Annotated in this window: 17 protein-coding genes; 11 read left to right on the top strand and 6 right to left on the bottom strand. The window is 36.2% G+C overall.

Going from position 1 to position 16,659, the window contains the following annotated elements:
- Positions 1–95 precede the first annotated feature (95 nt).
- Both GQN54_RS09715 and GQN54_RS09710 read left to right on the top strand, forming a co-directional pair.
- A complete protein-coding gene (locus GQN54_RS09715) occupies positions 96–1,379 on the top strand; it encodes a replication-associated recombination protein A (RefSeq protein WP_160633345.1) in 1,284 nt (427 codons plus the stop codon).
- A gap of 100 nt (positions 1,380–1,479) precedes the next feature.
- Positions 1,480–1,956 (top strand): OsmC family protein, encoded by a 477-nt coding sequence (locus tag GQN54_RS09710; RefSeq protein WP_160633344.1) that lies wholly within the window; start codon positions 1,480–1,482, stop codon positions 1,954–1,956.
- A gap of 6 nt (positions 1,957–1,962) precedes the next feature.
- On the opposite strand, the gene GQN54_RS09705 is transcribed toward GQN54_RS09710, so the two are convergent.
- Together GQN54_RS09705 and GQN54_RS09700 are read right to left on the bottom strand one after the other, a co-directional pair.
- Complete coding sequence (locus GQN54_RS09705) at positions 1,963–2,475, bottom strand: DinB family protein (protein WP_160633343.1); 513 nt, start codon at positions 2,473–2,475, stop codon at positions 1,963–1,965.
- Positions 2,476–2,477: 2 nt separating this feature from the next.
- Positions 2,478–3,059 carry an LOG family protein gene (locus tag GQN54_RS09700; RefSeq protein WP_160633342.1) on the bottom strand — a complete coding sequence of 194 codons (582 nt, stop codon included), beginning with the start codon at positions 3,057–3,059 and terminating at the stop codon, positions 2,478–2,480.
- Positions 3,060–3,172: 113 nt separating this feature from the next.
- Between GQN54_RS09700 and GQN54_RS09695 the strand changes: the two genes are divergently transcribed.
- Complete coding sequence (locus tag GQN54_RS09695) at positions 3,173–4,324, top strand: trans-sulfuration enzyme family protein (RefSeq protein ID WP_160633341.1); 1,152 nt, start codon at positions 3,173–3,175, stop codon at positions 4,322–4,324.
- Between the two features lie 5 nt (positions 4,325–4,329).
- Here GQN54_RS09695 and GQN54_RS09690 read toward each other — a convergent pair whose 3' ends face one another.
- On the bottom strand, positions 4,330–5,217 hold the full coding sequence (locus tag GQN54_RS09690; protein WP_160633340.1) for a hypothetical protein: 888 nt from the start codon (positions 5,215–5,217) through the stop codon (positions 4,330–4,332).
- 186 nt (positions 5,218–5,403) lie between these two features.
- Here GQN54_RS09690 and GQN54_RS09685 point away from each other — a divergent pair, with 186 nt between their 5' ends.
- The 4 genes from GQN54_RS09685 (at position 5,404) to arsS (ending at position 9,718) form a co-directional block, all read left to right on the top strand.
- On the top strand, positions 5,404–6,531 hold the full coding sequence (locus GQN54_RS09685; RefSeq protein WP_160633339.1) for a hypothetical protein: 1,128 nt from the start codon (positions 5,404–5,406) through the stop codon (positions 6,529–6,531).
- A 6-nt stretch (positions 6,532–6,537) separates the two neighbouring features.
- The gene (pafA, locus tag GQN54_RS09680) at positions 6,538–8,157 is read left to right on the top strand and encodes an alkaline phosphatase PafA (protein ID WP_160633338.1); all 1,620 of its coding nucleotides are present in this window, start codon (positions 6,538–6,540) and stop codon (positions 8,155–8,157) included.
- Positions 8,158–8,309: 152 nt separating this feature from the next.
- Positions 8,310–8,645, top strand: coding sequence for an arsenosugar biosynthesis-associated peroxidase-like protein (locus GQN54_RS09675; protein ID WP_160633337.1), 336 nt, complete (start codon positions 8,310–8,312; stop codon positions 8,643–8,645).
- Between the two features lie 20 nt (positions 8,646–8,665).
- Positions 8,666–9,718, top strand: coding sequence for an arsenosugar biosynthesis radical SAM (seleno)protein ArsS (gene arsS, locus GQN54_RS09670; RefSeq protein ID WP_160633336.1), 1,053 nt, complete (start codon positions 8,666–8,668; stop codon positions 9,716–9,718).
- A gap of 49 nt (positions 9,719–9,767) precedes the next feature.
- On the opposite strand, the gene GQN54_RS09665 is transcribed toward arsS, so the two are convergent.
- Genes GQN54_RS09665 through GQN54_RS09655 form a run of 3 tightly spaced genes read right to left on the bottom strand, consistent with a single transcriptional unit; the run spans position 9,768 to position 12,165 of the window.
- Entirely contained in the window at positions 9,768–10,241 is a 474-nt protein-coding gene (locus GQN54_RS09665) for a Dps family protein (RefSeq protein ID WP_160633335.1), read from the bottom strand.
- A complete protein-coding gene (locus tag GQN54_RS09660) occupies positions 10,238–10,711 on the bottom strand; it encodes an ankyrin repeat domain-containing protein (protein ID WP_160633334.1) in 474 nt (157 codons plus the stop codon). The genes GQN54_RS09665 and GQN54_RS09660 overlap by 4 nt, the downstream gene beginning before the upstream one ends.
- 11 nt (positions 10,712–10,722) lie before the next feature.
- Positions 10,723–12,165, bottom strand: coding sequence for a catalase (locus GQN54_RS09655; protein ID WP_160633333.1), 1,443 nt, complete (start codon positions 12,163–12,165; stop codon positions 10,723–10,725).
- 89 nt (positions 12,166–12,254) lie between these two features.
- On the opposite strand from GQN54_RS09655, the gene GQN54_RS09650 reads away from it, so the two are divergent.
- The 4 genes from GQN54_RS09650 to GQN54_RS09635 all read left to right on the top strand — a co-directional run bounded on the left by GQN54_RS09650 (position 12,255) and on the right by GQN54_RS09635 (position 16,556).
- Positions 12,255–13,205 (top strand): hydrogen peroxide-inducible genes activator, encoded by a 951-nt coding sequence (locus GQN54_RS09650; protein WP_160633332.1) that lies wholly within the window; start codon positions 12,255–12,257, stop codon positions 13,203–13,205.
- A 61-nt stretch (positions 13,206–13,266) separates the two neighbouring features.
- Complete coding sequence (locus tag GQN54_RS09645; RefSeq protein WP_160633489.1) at positions 13,267–14,664, top strand: MBL fold metallo-hydrolase; 1,398 nt, start codon at positions 13,267–13,269, stop codon at positions 14,662–14,664.
- Between the two features lie 180 nt (positions 14,665–14,844).
- Positions 14,845–15,903 carry an ATP-binding response regulator gene (locus GQN54_RS09640; protein WP_160633331.1) on the top strand — a complete coding sequence of 353 codons (1,059 nt, stop codon included), beginning with the start codon at positions 14,845–14,847 and terminating at the stop codon, positions 15,901–15,903.
- Entirely contained in the window at positions 15,900–16,556 is a 657-nt protein-coding gene (locus GQN54_RS09635) for a response regulator (protein WP_160633330.1), read from the top strand. The genes GQN54_RS09640 and GQN54_RS09635 overlap by 4 nt, the downstream gene beginning before the upstream one ends.
- Positions 16,557–16,659: the final 103 nt, after the last annotated feature.

Genomic DNA, 16,659 nt, shown 5'->3' with positions numbered 1-16,659 from the left:
TTAAACTCTTAAGCTAGCCGATGAACAATTATTAAATCTATATAACTATATTAATAAATCTCCTTCTTCAAAATGCTTAATTTCGCCTTAAAAAAATGGCCTCTTTAATTCCCTTAGCAGAACGACTACGTCCCACCAATTTCGACAACTACATCGGTCAGAAACATTTGATTGGAGAAGGTGCAGTATTGCGTAAACTGATTGAAAAGGGAATGGTTCCTTCAATGATTTTGTGGGGTACACCAGGAATTGGGAAAACCACTTTGGCCAATATTATTGCGCATGCCACAGATCGTCCATTTTTTACTTTAAGCGCTATTAATTCTGGAGTGAAGGACATTCGGGATGTTATTGATAAGGCAAAAAAACAACAGTTTTTCAATGCCGATCGGAACCCCATTTTGTTTATTGATGAAATTCATCGTTTCAGTAAATCGCAACAAGATTCTTTATTAGGAGCTGTGGAGCAGGGGATTGTTACATTAATTGGAGCGACTACCGAAAATCCATCTTTTGAAGTCATTTCTGCGCTATTATCCCGTTGTCAGGTTTATATTTTAGAGCCGTTGACTAAAGATGAGTTGCTTAGCTTAATTCATTTGGCAATAAAAAACGACAAAGAATTAGCAAAGAAAGAGATTGAATTGAAAGAATATCAAACACTCATGCAGCTGTCGGGTGGTGATGCACGAAAGTTGCTGAATCTATTGGAATTGACAGTAAATAACAGCGAAGGCGATAAAGTGGTCATAACAAACGAAAAAGTAGTGGCTGTAGCGCAGCAATCTATCGCGAGATACGACAAAGACGGAGAGCAGCATTATGATATTATTTCAGCATTCATAAAATCCATTCGTGGAAGTGACCCTAACGCGGCAGTGTATTGGTTAGCAAGGATGATAGAAGGCGGAGAGGATGCTAAATTTATTGCTCGTCGATTATTGATTTTAGCCAGTGAAGATATTGGCAACGCGAATCCTACGGCACTAGTAATTGCAAACAATTGTTTTCAGGCTGTAAACGTAATTGGTTGGCCGGAAAGTCGAATCATTTTATCTCAAGCAGTGACTTATTTAGCGTGTTCAGCAAAAAGCAACGCAGCATACATGGCCATCAATATGGCACAAGCAGAGGTGAAACAATCAGGTAATTTAAGTGTGCCACTGGCATTGAGAAATGCTCCGACTAAGTTGATGAAAGAAATCGGTTACGGGAAGGAATATCAATACAGCCATAATGGACCAAGTAATTTTGTTGCGCAAGAGTTTATGCCCGCAGAAGTAGCCAATACAAAGTTTTATGATATGGGTGAGAATCCAAGAGAACGTGAACTTCGTGAACGCATGAAACGTTTCTGGCAAGACAAATATGGCTATTAAAGTTTAGCTATACTATTGTAGAAATCTCTTTTTTAATTAACTTAAGGTCCTGAATTTACTGGTACAGTAGATATTCGGTTTACCCTATTTTGTTTAAAAAATGAGAAAACACAACTACTCCGCAGAGTTAAAATGGACCGGAAATACAGGGTCTGGAACTTCTGCATATACTTCATACGAACGATCTTTTGTAATCGAAAGTGGTGATATTAAAGTAAGACCAATTTTGGGCTCTGCTGATCCAGCTTTCAGAGGTGATAAGTCTAGATATAATCCAGAAGAAATGCTAGTCCATTCAGTTTCCTCCTGTCACATGTTATGGTATCTTCATATATGTGCAGACAATGGTGTGGTGGTGAATTCCTACTCTGATAATCCTATAGGAGAAATGACGGAAGAGAGCAATAGTGGAGTTGGACAATTTACTAAGATTGTATTGACTCCTAGAATTAAGGTAGCAAACAAGACAATGGTAGAGAAAGCAATAAGTTTACATGGTAAAGCGCATCAAATGTGTTTTATAGCAAACTCTCTAAACTTTCCAGTCCAAATTATACCTCACATAGAAGTTGGTTGAATAATTTTATATCAATCGGCTCATTTGCGATCGATGGTGTTTAGAGTGATCCACTATAAATTCAATGGTTTGCTCCATAGAAAGAAATCCAGCATATGGATGTCTAAAAACTGCTTTTCCTACCAAATCTTTGGGGAATTGACTTAGAAAGGCTTCAAAATCAGTTTGCAATATATTCCAATCCTTTATCAATTGCTCAAGGTCTATTTTCTCAGGTAAATTGCTAATTTTTTTTGGAGCTTTAAATTTCATTTTAGTCTTTAGTAATATTTTTAAAGCGTGATATCTCAGTTTTGCTTTAAGTCCTGCGGGTTGAGTTAATTCATTTATAGAATATTTATATTTGATGTAATCCAAAATGGACTTTTCTACCGTAAATAAGTGAAACAACAATTGGTTGATGGACCACTTTTCAGTTGGTTTGATTGAATTGAAGTCTGCATTACTTTCAACTGATTTATTTATCATCCACTCTTTTTGAAGAATAGATGCTTGGTAAGCTTTGACAAGGTGGTCCATATCTATGTGGTCTTTACATTTAATAATTCGATGGCTTCTGGAGCAGTATATTTTTCCATTGCTTCTATAAGCTGGCTCACACTTTCTTTTACAATAAGCATCTCTACAAAACGACTCTGAACCATTTCTTCTTGTTGCATCAACTTTAGTTGATGCAACAAAGGAGAATAAAATCCATTGGTGTTTAAAATAGCCATTGGTTTTTGATGCAATCCTAATTGTCCCCATGTCATCATTTCAAACAACTCTTCCATAGTGCCATATCCACCTGGTAGGGTGATGATACCGTCACTGAGTTCATGCATTTTTAGTTTTCTTTCATGCATACTTTCCACCATAATTAACTCGGAGACATGCGTCGCTGCGACTTCTCTCTTGTTTAAGAAATGAGGTAAAACTCCAATTACCTTTCCCCTATTTTCCATAGCTCCCTTTGCAAGAGCTCCCATACAACCAACACTTGCCCCACCGTATATCAGGGTGTATTGATGTTGTGCTAGATATTTTCCAAGTTGATAAGCAGTTTCAAGGTGAATTGGATTTACACCGGAAGAAGAAGCACAAAAAACAGCAATACTTTTCATAAGATAGATTTTGAGTATTCAATAATAAAGTAATCCATATAATCTTACATTTGGCGTAAATGTACAGGCTAATTCCTTCTCAAAAAAATATAGTCTGAATAAATCAACGAAAAATGAAGCTACCAAAATTGATTCAAACGGCCACCAAATGTGTTCATTCTGGAACTCAAATTGATGAAAATCAAGGAGGAGTGAATACACCTATTCATACTTCTACAGCTTTTAAATACTTGGAAGACTATGAAATGAAATATCCAAGAATGGCTAATACCTCTAATCAAATTGCAGTAGTAGATAAGATTAATGCCTTGGAGGGAGCAGAAAAGGGATTAGTGTTTAGCTCAGGATTAGGTGCAATAGCGGCTGGTTTGATGGGTTTATTAGAGCCTGGTGACCACATTTTAGTTCAATCAGATATTTATGGTGGTACTGCTCATTTTATGCATCATCAATTGGAGCGAATAGGTGTTACAATTTCATTTGTTGATTTTTCAGATTATACAGAAATGGAAAAAGCACTTACTGCTAAGACAAAGTTAATTTATATCGAAACTCCTTCTAATCCTTTAATGAAGTTAACTGATATAGCTATGGTTGCTGATTTTGCAAATAAGCATCAATTAATTTCTTTTGCGGACAATACTTTTGCGACGCCTCTCTTTCAGCAACCTTTGAATCTTGGAATTGATATGGTTATGCATTCTGGAACGAAATACTTCTCAGGCCACAGTGATATAATTTTTGGATATTTAGGTGGAAAAACGAGTTTAATCAATGAAATAAAAACTGCCCAGGTAGACTTTGGTTCGACGTTGGACGCGCGTTTATGCTATGAAATAGAACGAAGTATGAAAACTTTACATTTAAGAGTAGAAAGAGCTGCTGAAAATGCCATGGAGTTAGCGGTTTGGCTAGAGAATAACTCCAGTGTAGAGAAAGTTTATTACCCAGGATTACCATCTCATCCTCAATATGAATTGGCAAAAAAACAAATGAATGGCGGATTTGGCGCCATGATGAGTTTTAGATTAAAGCCAAACATTGATCCAATCCTATTTCAGAAAAAGTTAAACATTATCTGTCCTGCAGTTAGTCTAGGCGGAGTAGAATCATTAATTGGTTCCCCTTATTTAACTTCTCACAAGAGTATTAGTCAAGAAGAGAGAGACCATATGGGTATCAGTAACCAAGATGTAAGATTCTCTGTCGGCATAGAAGCTTACGAAGATTTAAAAAAGGATATCGAACAAGCGTTGAAACAGTAGATTTTTTATTGCTTCTTATCGTATAATCTAAAATTGTATCCTAGTACAAGAGAACGTTCGTAATAAAAGATAGTTTGTTCAGCATGTGCAGATTTGTCTCCTTTTGGGACAGTAGCTATTGCCCACATATTTTGAAATCCACCTTGTAAGGTTAATCTTAGGAAAAATCGTTTATATACAGTTGCTTGAGCCGCACCATAAATATGGGCACCTAAACCTGAAATTTTTGGACGGTCGTCATTGCGAACTCCAAAAATTCTTGAATTAGTCCATGGAAAAGCTATTCCAGCTCCTGCCCCAGAAATCACACTTAATGCTAAATTTTGATCATTGGTGGTAAGTAAATAGTCGTTTCGTTCTACATTCACATTGATGACATTAAAACCGTCTGAGTGCTCCATTTTTACCAAATTCCACTCATCCATAATAATTTTGTCATGGTTGTAGTAGCCTGCATAAATTGGAGAAGCCGAGGCATCTATTCTTCCTGTAATTATGGCTGGCTGTCCACTGCGAGTTCGATATTTCATATGATCCCATCCTACAGCTAAAGCGTATTTATCTGAGAGGTGGTAGCCAACTCTGAAGTTGAACTGTGGTATGGTAATTTGTCCTGGATCAAAGTATACAGAAGAAAATTCTTCAGGCATATCTCTTGCCGTCACATCAGAAAGGATAAAGTCGTAATCTGGTCCTTTTAAGTGGATATCACTTTTAGCGTAAGTTGCTCGATTATAACCCCAGTAGAAATAGAAATTTCCTTTTTGATTTTTAATATCTAATTGACTTTTTCTAAGATTCCAATCAACTTTGTTGGCTTCTTGAGCAGAGATATTGGAGGTGTTGGAGAAAAGCTGAATTACAACTAGACTCGCTAAAAGTAAATTTTTCAAGACGGTCTGAATTTAATAAGAGGGTGCAAAATTACTCCCAATTTTTGAATCTTTAACATTAAAAAAACAGTTTGAAAAAAGTTGATATACGTAAAGGAATTAACCATTTCTTAACGTATCACTAATATGGAAGGGGATGCAATTGAGCAAATTTGTGGCTCAAATAATTTTTAATAAACTACTTTCTTGGGCCGAAAAAAGAGTAAAAAACAGAATGGGAAAACACTGGACTTAGTCGCAGTTTTAGTGAAGGAAAGAGGTTTTTTAACCATCATTTTATTGGGGTTTGTTTTATCGGCCATTTTGGTTGGATTCGGTCAAGCAGCGATGTGGTTAGGTTTTATTTTCGCGGCATACGCGACAGTGGCAAACGATAGTATTCAATCTTTAGGGACATTTATTGAGAGCAATCAAGATAAAAAGTGGTGGATACTATGGTTGTATATCGGAGGGATTTTTATTGTCACCGTTACTTTTAGCTGGTTTTATTACAATGGAGATGTCACTTATCAAAGGTTGTTGTCTTCCGATGGTACTTCGGAGTATCCACATCCAGAGAATTTTAATTATTTCCAAGTCATTGCTCCTTTGATACTGTTAATTCTTACTCGGTTAAGAATGCCCGTATCAACTACTTTTTTGATGTTGAGTGTATTTAGTGCTTCATCTAGCGGAATTGTATCGGTGGTTAGTAAAAGTCTATCGGGTTATGGTATGGCATTTATACTGTCATTCCTCGTGTGGTATTTTTCTTATGGGTTGATTCGCAAATACTTCTATCAACGTTTTGCCCATAACGCCTGGAGTATTATCCAGTGGATAGTAAGTGGCGCTTTATGGGCAGTTTGGGTCATGCAAGATGGTGCAAACGTTGCAGTGTTTCTACCACGGCAGCAAACATGGTGGCAGTTTTTAATATTCTCGTTAACAATATTCGTTGGATTAGGAATTTTATTCTACCTAAAAGGAGATAAAATCCAAAAGGTGGTTAGTGAAAAGGCTCGCATTTCAGATGTTCGTGCAGCCACCTTAATCGATTTGACTTACGTGTTGCTGTTGGTGTATAAATTGTTTATAAGCACAGTGCCGATGAGTACAACTTGGGTGTTCTTGGGAATCATTGGAGGAAGAGAGATCGCAGTTAATCTATCTAGAACTAAAGAAGGAAGAGTTCACAAAGTTAAGTCTCTTAAGATGATTGGGAAAGATGTCAGTTATGCAGCAATAGGATTGTTTGTTTCTTTGGCTTTAGCTTCGGGTGCGAACCCAGCCATTAGAGATGAAATTATTAGTTATTTTGTTCCAATAAAATAATTGGAAATGAAATCAAAAAAACTACTACTCACATTAGTATTCTTTATCTCATTGAATTCTTTTGCCAAAGAAGGAAAACCCAAATTAATAGTAATGCTAACTGTCGATCAAATGAGACACGACTATATCTCAAAATACTGGGATCGTTATTCTGAAAATGGATTCAAACGATTGGTAAATAAAGGGTTTGCTTTTGATAATGCCAATTTTAGTTACGCACCAACTTTAACTGCTGTTGGTCATGCTACGATTGGGTCAGGAACCACTCCGGTTCATCACGGAATCGCAGCAAATGATTGGTACGATCGTAATAAAAAAACAACTATTTATTGTGTGGAAGACTCTTCTGAAACTTCTGTAGGGGTGAAAGGTGCCGATGGTCAGCATTCCCCGAGAAATTTAAAGGCAAATTCATTTACAGATCAATTGAAGTTAAATTCTCCGAAGAGCAAAGTCATCGGAATTTCTATTAAAGATAGAGGAGCTATATTGCCTGTTGGTTATGCTGCTGATGCTGCGTATTGGTTAAGCGGAGACGAAGGGAAATTTATCACGAGTACGTTTTATAAAGATGAATTGCCTAAATGGGTGAAGTCTTTTAATTCAAAAAAGCACGTGGAGGAATATTTAAAATCTCCCTGGAATACACTTTATCCGATTGAAAGTTATATAGCGTCTTCTGCCGATGATGCCGATTTTGAAGGTAAGTTTGATGGTGAATCGCATTCTACTTTTCCACATAATTTACCAGCCATTAAGAAGGAGAGTGGGTTGAGTTTAATTAAGCAAACTCCATTCGGAAATTCGTTGTTAGCAGATTTTGCAAAAGAAGCAATCTTGAACGAGCAATTGGGAGGAGATTCAATAACAGATGTCATCAGTATTAGCTTTTCATCTACCGATTATATTGGACACATGTATGGCCCTCAATCGATAGAAGTAGAGGATACCTATTTGAGATTGGATCAGGAAATAGAGCAGTTACTCACATTTTTAGATCAAAAGGTTGGAGAGAAACAATACCTAGTAGTTCTTACAGCGGATCACGGAGTAGCAGATATTCCAGCTCATGCCAAAGGAAGTACAGACTATTATGACAATAAAGTATTCAAAGAAGCAATCAGATCATGGTCTATGGAGTTGTATGGAGCTGATGTTATAGAGCGGATAATCAACCATCAGATTTATTTAAACTATACAGAACTAGAACGTCTTTCCTTAAAGCAGAGTGAGGTTAAACGAGCATTACTGGATCAATTGTTTGGCTACCCCAATTTGACGTCTGCGGCTGATATGAGTGGAAAAATATGCGTTGGAGATGAAGCTATATGCCAACGAATGTTTAACGGTTTTGATCCTAAAAGAAGTGGAGATATTTTTTATAGTTTTCAACCCGGTTGGTTGAGTGATTATTATTTAAAAAATGGAGGAACCGGACATAGTACCGCATACAATTACGACACGCATGTTCCCATGATTTGGTTTGGTAAAGATGTGAAGTTTGGAACTTATAATGAGGAGGTAGCCATTAAAGATATAGCTGTCACACTTTCGGCATTACTTGAATTGCCTTTCCCAAATGGAGCAACGGGAAAACCTTTAAACCATTTTTTTGTTACTGAATAACATTCGTTATTAGCTTTGTCAATTATTTGACAGTATCAACTTTATTTGGGTTTTTTAATCAATTTAATTGGAGCATGGGTTCCTTTTTTATTAATCTTATAGCTCAGATAAAATCTAATCGACTACTTTAATCGTATTTAAAAAAAAGAAAAATGGATAAGACATACTATGACCCAAAAGATCTAAAAAAGTTTGGACAAATTGCTGAATTTGAACCCAAGTTAGCAGAGAAGTTTTTTGACTGGTACGGTGAAGTTTTTAAAGAAGGAGCATTAACCCAAAGAGAAAAGTCACTTATTGCACTAGCGGTTTCTCATGCCGTTCAGTGCCCTTACTGTATTGATGCTTACACAGAAGATGCTATGCAAAAAGGAGCAAATGAAGCGATGATGATGGAAGCAGTGCATGTCGCAAGTGCTATAAGAGGTGGGGCTTCCATGGTTCATGGAGTGCAAATGATGAATAAAGCGAAGAAGCTTTCAATGTAAAAAAGTAGGAAAAATCATTTATGATTAAATCACTAAAAGCTAGAGGAGATAAGCTGGCGGACATAAAGAATCAATTAAAAGTTTTAAGTGGTAGCCCATTCAATGGAGAGTTACCAACGTTTAAAGATCAGTTGACGCAATTAGGAGACTTCCCAATGAAGCCTACCCAAATTGAGATCTTTCAGATAAATGTAGGTTACATGTGTAATCAAGTCTGTAAGCATTGTCATGTGGATGCAGGTCCTGACCGAAAGGAAATTATGACTAAGGAGTACCTTCAGAAGTGTTTGGATATTTTGGCAACAACTAAGATTCATACCGTTGATTTAACTGGTGGGGCTCCTGAAATGAATCCAAACTTTCGTTGGTTTGTGGAAGAGGCCTCCAAAATTGGTGTTGAGGAAATTATAGTTAGATCCAATTTGACCATTATTAGGGCCAATAAGAAGTATTATGATCTACCTGAGTTTTTCAAGAAACACAATGTCCATGTGGTTTCATCTTTGCCGTATTACCAAGCAGGAAAAACGGATGCACAACGCGGAGATGGAGTTTTTAAAAGTTCAATAGAAGCATTACAAAGTTTAAATGAACAAGGGTACGGAATTCCTGGTTCAGGATTGCAGTTGGATTTGGTATACAATCCTACTGGTGCGTTTCTTCCTGGAGACCAAGCCCAATTGGAGATGGAATTTAAACGAAATTTAAAGAAGGATTTTGATATTGATTTCAATGGTCTGTTTACCATTACGAATATTCCAATTAGTCGATACCTCGATTATTTAGTAGCAAGCGATAATTATGAAGATTATATGGATAAATTGGTTACAGCGTTTAATCCCGGTGCAGTAAAAGGGGTAATGTGTAGAAATACCATATCGGTAGACTGGGATGGATATATGTATGACTGTGATTTCAATCAAATGTTGGATATGAAAGTGGCTGCTCCATCTTCACAACATATTAACGACTTTGATATGGAGGCATTATCAAAACGGAACATCTTAACTAATCAGCATTGTTATGGTTGTACGGCTGGAGCAGGGTCAAGCTGCCAAGGGACTGTAGTATAAAAAAAAGGAAGAGCGACGCTCTTCCTTTCTTTTTATAATTGATTCTTGCTTATCCTAAATATGCAGAATACATCCAAACTAATTTTTCTTGTTCTCTAATGTAATCACTCATTTGAGCGTTGGTTCCTTCATCGCCCATATCACCAGCGAAATCTAAAATATCTCTTTGTTTTACCAACAAGGTCTCAAAGGCATCCAAAATATTTTGAAGTGATTTTTCTCCATCTGTCACCTCTTTACTTTCTTTGATAACAGATATCTTTAAATAGTCACTAAATTGATGTTTAGGCTGGTGTCCTAAAGTTAGAATTCGTTCTGCAATTTCATCTATTTTTAAAAACAAGTCGTTGTACAACTCTTCAAATTTGATATGTAGCTCGAAAAAATTCTTTCCTTTAATGTTCCAATGATATCCTCTAACATTTTGATAAAATATTGAGTAATTCGCTAAAAGATCGTTCAATGAGTTGGCTAGTTCCTCACTTTTTTTAGCATTTAATCCAATTCTGTTGTTCGTTTTCATACTGTTACTGTTTGTGTTAGTAGTTCTAAAGTTCCTGGAGCTCCTTGAAATTTAGCATGGTTAATGGCTGTATTTCCTTTGTTATCAGATAGGGAAATATCCGCACCTGCTTTCAAAAGTAATTCTATTATTTTATTTTGGCCAAAAGTAGCCGCATAAATAAGGGCTGTAGCTCCTTGAAAATTTTGGATGTTTGTTTCGGCTCCTTTCTTAATGAGCATTCCTGCGATTTCATCAAAACCTTTAAAACAAACACCCATCAATGCAGTATTTCCCGCAGCATCTTGATCGTTGATATTCGCCCCATTCTTTAATAACAGTTCAGCAATTTCTAATTGTTCGCTATAAGTTGCCATTATTAATGGAGTGAATCCTCTTGCATCTTTTTGATTAACAATATCTGGATTAGCTGCAATTATTTCTATTACTTGCTCTTTATTTCCTTCCCTGATATGATTGAATAATTCCATGATTCTAATTTTTAAATTCCCAATGCTTTTCTTACTCCTGCACCGTAAGCAGGATCTGCTTTGTCAAAATGCACTAATTGGCGCTCAATGATTTCTCTCGGAACACCATCCATTGCTGCTGCAATGTTAGAGAATAATCGATTTCGTTGCCCTTCATCAAACATCCTAAAAAGGTTACCAGGCTGGGTATAATCATCAATATTATCTTTGAATTCGTATCGATTGATATCTCCTGAAACCTTCATAGGCGGCTCCTCAACACTTTTGTCTTCTACAGGACCGTTAAATGAATTTGGCTCATAGTAGGCATTCGGATTTCCTTCATTGTTATCAAAGAATCGCATACTTCCATCTTTATGATAGTGATTCACCTCAGACTTAGGGCGGTTTATAGGTAAGGCTTCATAATGTGTGCCTATTCTGTAACGATGCGCGTCGGCGTATGAGAATATTCGTGCTTGTAAAACTTTGTCTGGAGAAAAGCCAATACCTGGAACTACATTCGATGGTGAGTATGCTGCCAATTCTATTTCTGAAAAGTAGTTGTCTGCATTCCGATTTAATTCTAATTCTCCCACTTCAATTAATGGGTAATCAGCATGAGGCCAAACTTTCGTTAAGTCGAATGGATTATATGGTACTTTTTCTGCGTCTGCTTCTGGCATTACCTGAATTTTTAAAGTCCATTTCGGAAAGTTGCCATTTTCTATCGCTCCATATAAAGCTTCTTGATAGCTTTCTCTCGTTTTACCAATCAGTTGCTCTGCTTCTTCATTGGTAAAGTGTTTGTGTCCTTGCTGGTTTTTAAAATGAAATTTTACCCAGAATCGTTCGCCATCCTTGTTCCAAAAACTAAAAGTATGGCTTCCGTAACCGTTCATATTCATTGGCGACTGTGGAATACCTCTGTCGGACATCAGTATAGTCACTTGGTGTAAACTTTCAGGTACTTGACTCCAAAAATCCCACATTGCAGTGGCAGATCGCATGTTGGTTCTAGGGTGTCTTTTTTGTGTTCGGATAAAGTCTGGAAATTTATAACCATCTCTGATGAAGAATACTGGAGTATTGTTTCCTACTAAATCCCAGTTCCCTTCTTCTGTATAGAATTTTAATGAAAAACCTCTAACATCTCTTTCCGCGTCTGCAGCCCCCAATTCACCGGCTACAGTAGAAAATCGTGAAATAACTTCAGTCTTTTTACCAACGGTATCAAATAGTTTGGCTCTAGTATATTTACTGATATCGTGCGTTACAGTAAAAGTTCCATGTGCTCCCCATCCTTTTGCGTGAACCACTCTTTCTGGAATTCTTTCTCTATTTTGATGTGCTAGTTTTTCAAGTAGCTTATAGTCTTGTAGCATTACTGGACCTTTCTCTCCAACTGTTTGTGAGTGTTGATTGCTCGACAAAGGTGCACCTGCCGATGTAGTTAATGTCTTTTTAGTTTTCATATAGTTGTGCTTTTATTTATTCGTTATAATGATACAAAAGTATTATTACTATAACTAATAAAATTAATATTAATATTAGTTTTGCTAATATGAATATTCAACAATTGGAATACGCACTTTTGGTACAGAAAACGGCCTCTTTTAGTAGAGCAGCTTTTCAGTCCAAGCTGACGCAGTCAGCCATAAGTCAACAAATTAGAAGTTTGGAAGAAGAGATAGGGTTTCCATTATTCGATCGCCAAAGTAAACCAATAAGGCCTACAGTTGATGGTCAATTGTTTTTAGAGAAGGCGAATGAAATAGCGCTAGGTATAAATCAATTAAAGGAGTTTGCTGCCACTTTATCGGAAGAAGTGAAGGGTGCGATTACTGTGGGGATAATACCAACACTTTCGCCTTATTTGACCCCATTGTTTATTGGTAATTTAAAAAAGGAATATCCAGATTTAAATTTGAATGTTCGAGAAATGGTGACCGCAGACATTATTCGAGGGTTAATGAATCGAGAGTTGAATGCTGGTATACTTGCAACCCCTATTAAAACCAAATTAAAACTTCAATTTGAGGCTATTTTTTATGAAAAGTTTTATCTGTATGTGTCTCCGCGGAATACCTATTTTAATCAAAGTGAGTTACCTTTAGAATTAGTTCATGATCAGAATTTATGGTTATTGAAAGAAGGAAATTGCTTTAGCGATCAAGTAAGTAATTTGTGTGGATTAGCTCCTGAGTTGAATGAAACCATACCCATTCATTACACAAGTAATTCAATAGATTCATTACGACGAATTGTAGATCAAACAGACGGTATAACCTTCTTACCAGAGTTGGCTACATTAAATGTGCCATCGGAACAGGAGGAGTGTATTAAAGAAATTGAAGGGGCTCCTCGAGTGAGAGAAATTAGTTTGGTATACCTTAAGAATGAACCGAAGTTGCACCTAGCACAAAGTTTGGTGAAATTAATCAAAGAAAGTGTACCTAAAAAAATGTTGACCTGTGATAAAAAGAGTTTAGTGAAAGCGGAGATAGTGGTTTGAAGTCAGGAATTGACCACTTATTAATTTTACCTTGCTTAAATTTGAACCAAAAATTAAAATGATGGTAATAGAACAAATATATACTGGCTGTTTAGCCCAAGGAGCATATTATATTGAAAGTAATGGAGAAGCTGTAATTATAGATCCATTAAGAGAGGTGGATGATTACATTAAAAAGGCAGAAAAGAATGGAGCCCAAATTAAGTACATTTTTGAGACCCATTTTCATGCTGATTTTGTAAGTGGTCATGTTACTTTGGCAGAAAAAACTGGAGCAACTATAGTCTATGGTCCGAATGCAAATCCTTCGTTTGATGCATTAATCGCAGAAGACAATCAAGTATTTAAAGTAGGGGATATTACATTAACTGCATTGCACACCCCCGGGCATACCTTAGAAAGTACAACCTATTTATTGAAAGATGAAAGCGGGAAAGATATTGCAATTTTCTCTGGAGATACTTTATTTCTAGGAGATGTTGGTCGTCCTGATTTGGCTCAGAAAATGGGATCAATTACTCAAGATGATTTAGCGGGAATGTTGTTTGACAGTTTGAGAAACAAAATCATGCCTTTAGCTGACGATGTTACAGTATATCCTGCTCACGGTGCTGGTAGTTCTTGTGGAAAAAACATGATGAAGGAGACAGTGGACACATTGGGAAACCAAAAGAAAATGAATTATGCGCTAAGAGCCGACATGACTAAGGAAGAATTTATTAAAGAAGTCACGGATGGTTTGTTGCCCCCTCCCGCATATTTCCCATTGAATGTAAAAATGAATAAAGAGGGGTATGTTTCTATAGATACAGTGATGGAAAAAGGTCAGACAGCTATGTCCCCTAATGATTTTGAACAAGCAGCGAATGCTACAAGTGCTATTGTTCTGGATGTTCGTCATCAAGATGAATATGCAAAGGGTCATATTCCACAATCTATTTTTATTGGATTGGATGGACAATTTGCACCATGGGTAGGAGCAATAATAGGTGATGTAAAACAACAAATACTTTTAGTGGCTCCGGAGGGTAGAGTAGAAGAAGCGATAACTAGATTAGCGAGAGTTGGTTTTGATCAAATTATTGGATTTTTAGACGGTGGATTTGATGCATGGAAAACTGCAGAAAAAGAGATAGACACAGTAGAGTCGATTGATGTTGATGGTCTTAGAGTCGCACTAAATGTTAAACCTCAATTTCCTATCGTTGATGTGAGAAAAGAAAGTGAATATGCTACTTGTCATCTGCCAACTGCGAAATTGATACCATTAGACGATATTAATAGTTCTGTAAATGATTTTCCTCAAGAGCCATTTTATTTGCACTGTGCTGGCGGATATCGCTCAATGATTGCGATCTCTATTTTGAAAGCAAGAGGTAATCATAATGCAATTGATATTAAGGGTGGATTTGGAGCTATCAAACAAAGTGGTATTACCTATGAAGCGATAGTTAATTAGTTGTTTACGTTGTGTTTAAGGGTAGGTCTATATTTATAATATGTAGGCTTTTTTAAAATAAAAAGTCATTTATAGGCAGTTTCATTCCATTGGTCACTATATTTTTGTCATTTGTCTAAAATATAAATAATCAAATAGTTATGTGGTAAATTCTTCAAAAAGTTCTTTTACTTTTGCAGTATGTCATTTGAAGGAAGTAAAGAGCAGTTGAACGATTTGCAAGTTCTTATTCTTGTGGTAGATGAGCGTGAGGGTTTTTCTATTATGGAGTTAATGAGTACGATGCCCGACTACAACTACATCGGTTATCATGCTTCTACCTTGAAAAAGGGAAAACGAATTTTAACTGAAACCAAAATAGATGTTGTTCTTATAGATTTGGGATTGCCTGATTCATACGGATCACATACTTTGACGGCTTTGTTTGATGAATTTTCAACTACTCCATTTGTGATCTTAACAGATTTGAAGGATGATGCAATTGCATTGAATTCTGTTTTAGAAGGAGCTCAGGACTTTTTGCTAAAAGAGCAAATAGATGCTTTAATTATAAATAAGTCCATTCATTATGCTATTCAACGAAAGAATACGGAAAAACGAATGGTTTCAGCTATTTTAGAAACAGAAGATATTGTTCGTAAACGTATCGCAATTGATTTACACGACAGTTTAGGTCAACTATTGAGTTCGGCATCTATGAATTTACAAACCATTGTTCCTGAGCTTCATTATCTATCTGACGAGAAGCAAGAAGCATTTTATCGGGTGATTAATACACTACAAACAGCAATAGCTGAAACTAGAGGAATGGCTAGAAATTTAATGCCCAAAACAGTTGAAGAGTTTGGGTTAGTTTCGAGTGTAGAAGGAATGATTGAATCATTAGGCGATTCAGAAACAGAAATATACTTCTTTAATAATTTAGCTGATATGAGGTTAACTATTAACATCGAAGTAATGTTATATAGAATTATTCAAGAGTCAGTCAATAATATTTTGAAACATGCTAAAGCCAAGTATGTTTCCATACAATTGATAGAATACAACGACAGTATCAATTTGATGATTGAAGATGATGGTGTAGGGTTTGAAGTTGCTTCATCAAAAAACAAAAGTGGAGTAGGGCTTCTTAGTATTAAAAACAGAGTAAAATCTTTGGGAGGAACTTTAACCATAGATAGCTCAGAAGGCAGTGGAACCACAATATCAGTAGAAATCCCCCAAAACAAAATAATATGATAAAGATTTTAATTGTAGACGACCATAAGCTGATTAGGGATGGCATAACGTCATTCTTGTCAGATAGTTCCAAGTATGAGATTACTGATGAAGTTTCTGACGGTTTGGAAGCTATTAATTCGATAAAACAAAATGCTCCTGACTTGATTATTACAGATCTTAATATGCCTAATATGGATGGTATGGAGTTAATTAGCTTTGTTAAAAAGGAATTCCCTTCAATCAAAATTATCGTATTGTCAATGGTAGATGAAACCCAGTATATTCGTCAGGTTTTAAAATTAGGAGCCAATGGGTATTTATTAAAAAATTCTGGTATCGATGAAGTAAAAGCTGCTATTGACGCAGTAATGAAAGGAAATAACTATTATGGGGGGGATGTAATGGACGCTGTGATGACACAACTAACGACTGGCGCCAAAAAGAAAAAAGTTAGTCGATTTGACAATGCCTTCTCTTTAACTAAGCGAGAGAAGGAGATCTTAAAACTGATTATTGAAGAATACAATAACGGTGAAATCGCTGAGAAGCTTTTTATTAGCATACGAACTGTGGATGCGCATAAAAGAAATATGATTGAGAAAACAGGTTCTAAGAATATGGCTGGCCTTTTGGTTTGGGCCATTAATAATGAAGTGCTTAATGATAAGTAAGTAATTTCCCTAAATTTAAAGACTCCGTTTTATCGTTAATTGATAGCTATTTAGCTTCAATATTTTTGTTGCATATAAATGCAATAAATTGGGCGAATCGAAA

Origin of the sequence: Acidiluteibacter ferrifornacis (assembly GCF_009909615.1) — a bacterium.
In the GTDB taxonomy this organism is placed as follows: Bacteria; Bacteroidota; Bacteroidia; order Flavobacteriales_E; family Vicingaceae; genus Acidiluteibacter; species Acidiluteibacter ferrifornacis.
This window is presented reverse-complemented; position numbering and strand designations above follow the sequence as displayed.

What these genes read in the sequence shown, in the direction of transcription:
- GQN54_RS09655 (WP_160633333.1), bottom strand. Translation starts at nt 12,165, where the DNA reads ATGAAAACTAAAAAGACATTAACTACATCGGCAGGTGCACCTTTGTCG.
- GQN54_RS09635 (WP_160633330.1), top strand. Translation starts at nt 15,900, where the DNA reads ATGATAAAGATTTTAATTGTAGACGACCATAAGCTGATTAGGGATGGC.
- GQN54_RS09665 (WP_160633335.1), bottom strand. Translation starts at nt 10,241, where the DNA reads ATGAAAACGAACAACAGAATTGGATTAAATGCTAAAAAAAGTGAGGAA.
- GQN54_RS09675 (WP_160633337.1), top strand. Translation starts at nt 8,310, where the DNA reads ATGGATAAGACATACTATGACCCAAAAGATCTAAAAAAGTTTGGACAA.
- arsS (WP_160633336.1), top strand. Translation starts at nt 8,666, where the DNA reads ATGATTAAATCACTAAAAGCTAGAGGAGATAAGCTGGCGGACATAAAG.
- GQN54_RS09645 (WP_160633489.1), top strand. Translation starts at nt 13,267, where the DNA reads ATGGTAATAGAACAAATATATACTGGCTGTTTAGCCCAAGGAGCATAT.
- pafA (WP_160633338.1), top strand. Translation starts at nt 6,538, where the DNA reads ATGAAATCAAAAAAACTACTACTCACATTAGTATTCTTTATCTCATTG.
- GQN54_RS09700 (WP_160633342.1), bottom strand. Translation starts at nt 3,059, where the DNA reads ATGAAAAGTATTGCTGTTTTTTGTGCTTCTTCTTCCGGTGTAAATCCA.
- GQN54_RS09650 (WP_160633332.1), top strand. Translation starts at nt 12,255, where the DNA reads ATGAATATTCAACAATTGGAATACGCACTTTTGGTACAGAAAACGGCC.
- GQN54_RS09660 (WP_160633334.1), bottom strand. Translation starts at nt 10,711, where the DNA reads ATGGAATTATTCAATCATATCAGGGAAGGAAATAAAGAGCAAGTAATA.
- GQN54_RS09640 (WP_160633331.1), top strand. Translation starts at nt 14,845, where the DNA reads ATGTCATTTGAAGGAAGTAAAGAGCAGTTGAACGATTTGCAAGTTCTT.
- GQN54_RS09710 (WP_160633344.1), top strand. Translation starts at nt 1,480, where the DNA reads ATGAGAAAACACAACTACTCCGCAGAGTTAAAATGGACCGGAAATACA.
- GQN54_RS09695 (WP_160633341.1), top strand. Translation starts at nt 3,173, where the DNA reads ATGAAGCTACCAAAATTGATTCAAACGGCCACCAAATGTGTTCATTCT.
- GQN54_RS09705 (WP_160633343.1), bottom strand. Translation starts at nt 2,475, where the DNA reads ATGGACCACCTTGTCAAAGCTTACCAAGCATCTATTCTTCAAAAAGAG.
- GQN54_RS09715 (WP_160633345.1), top strand. Translation starts at nt 96, where the DNA reads ATGGCCTCTTTAATTCCCTTAGCAGAACGACTACGTCCCACCAATTTC.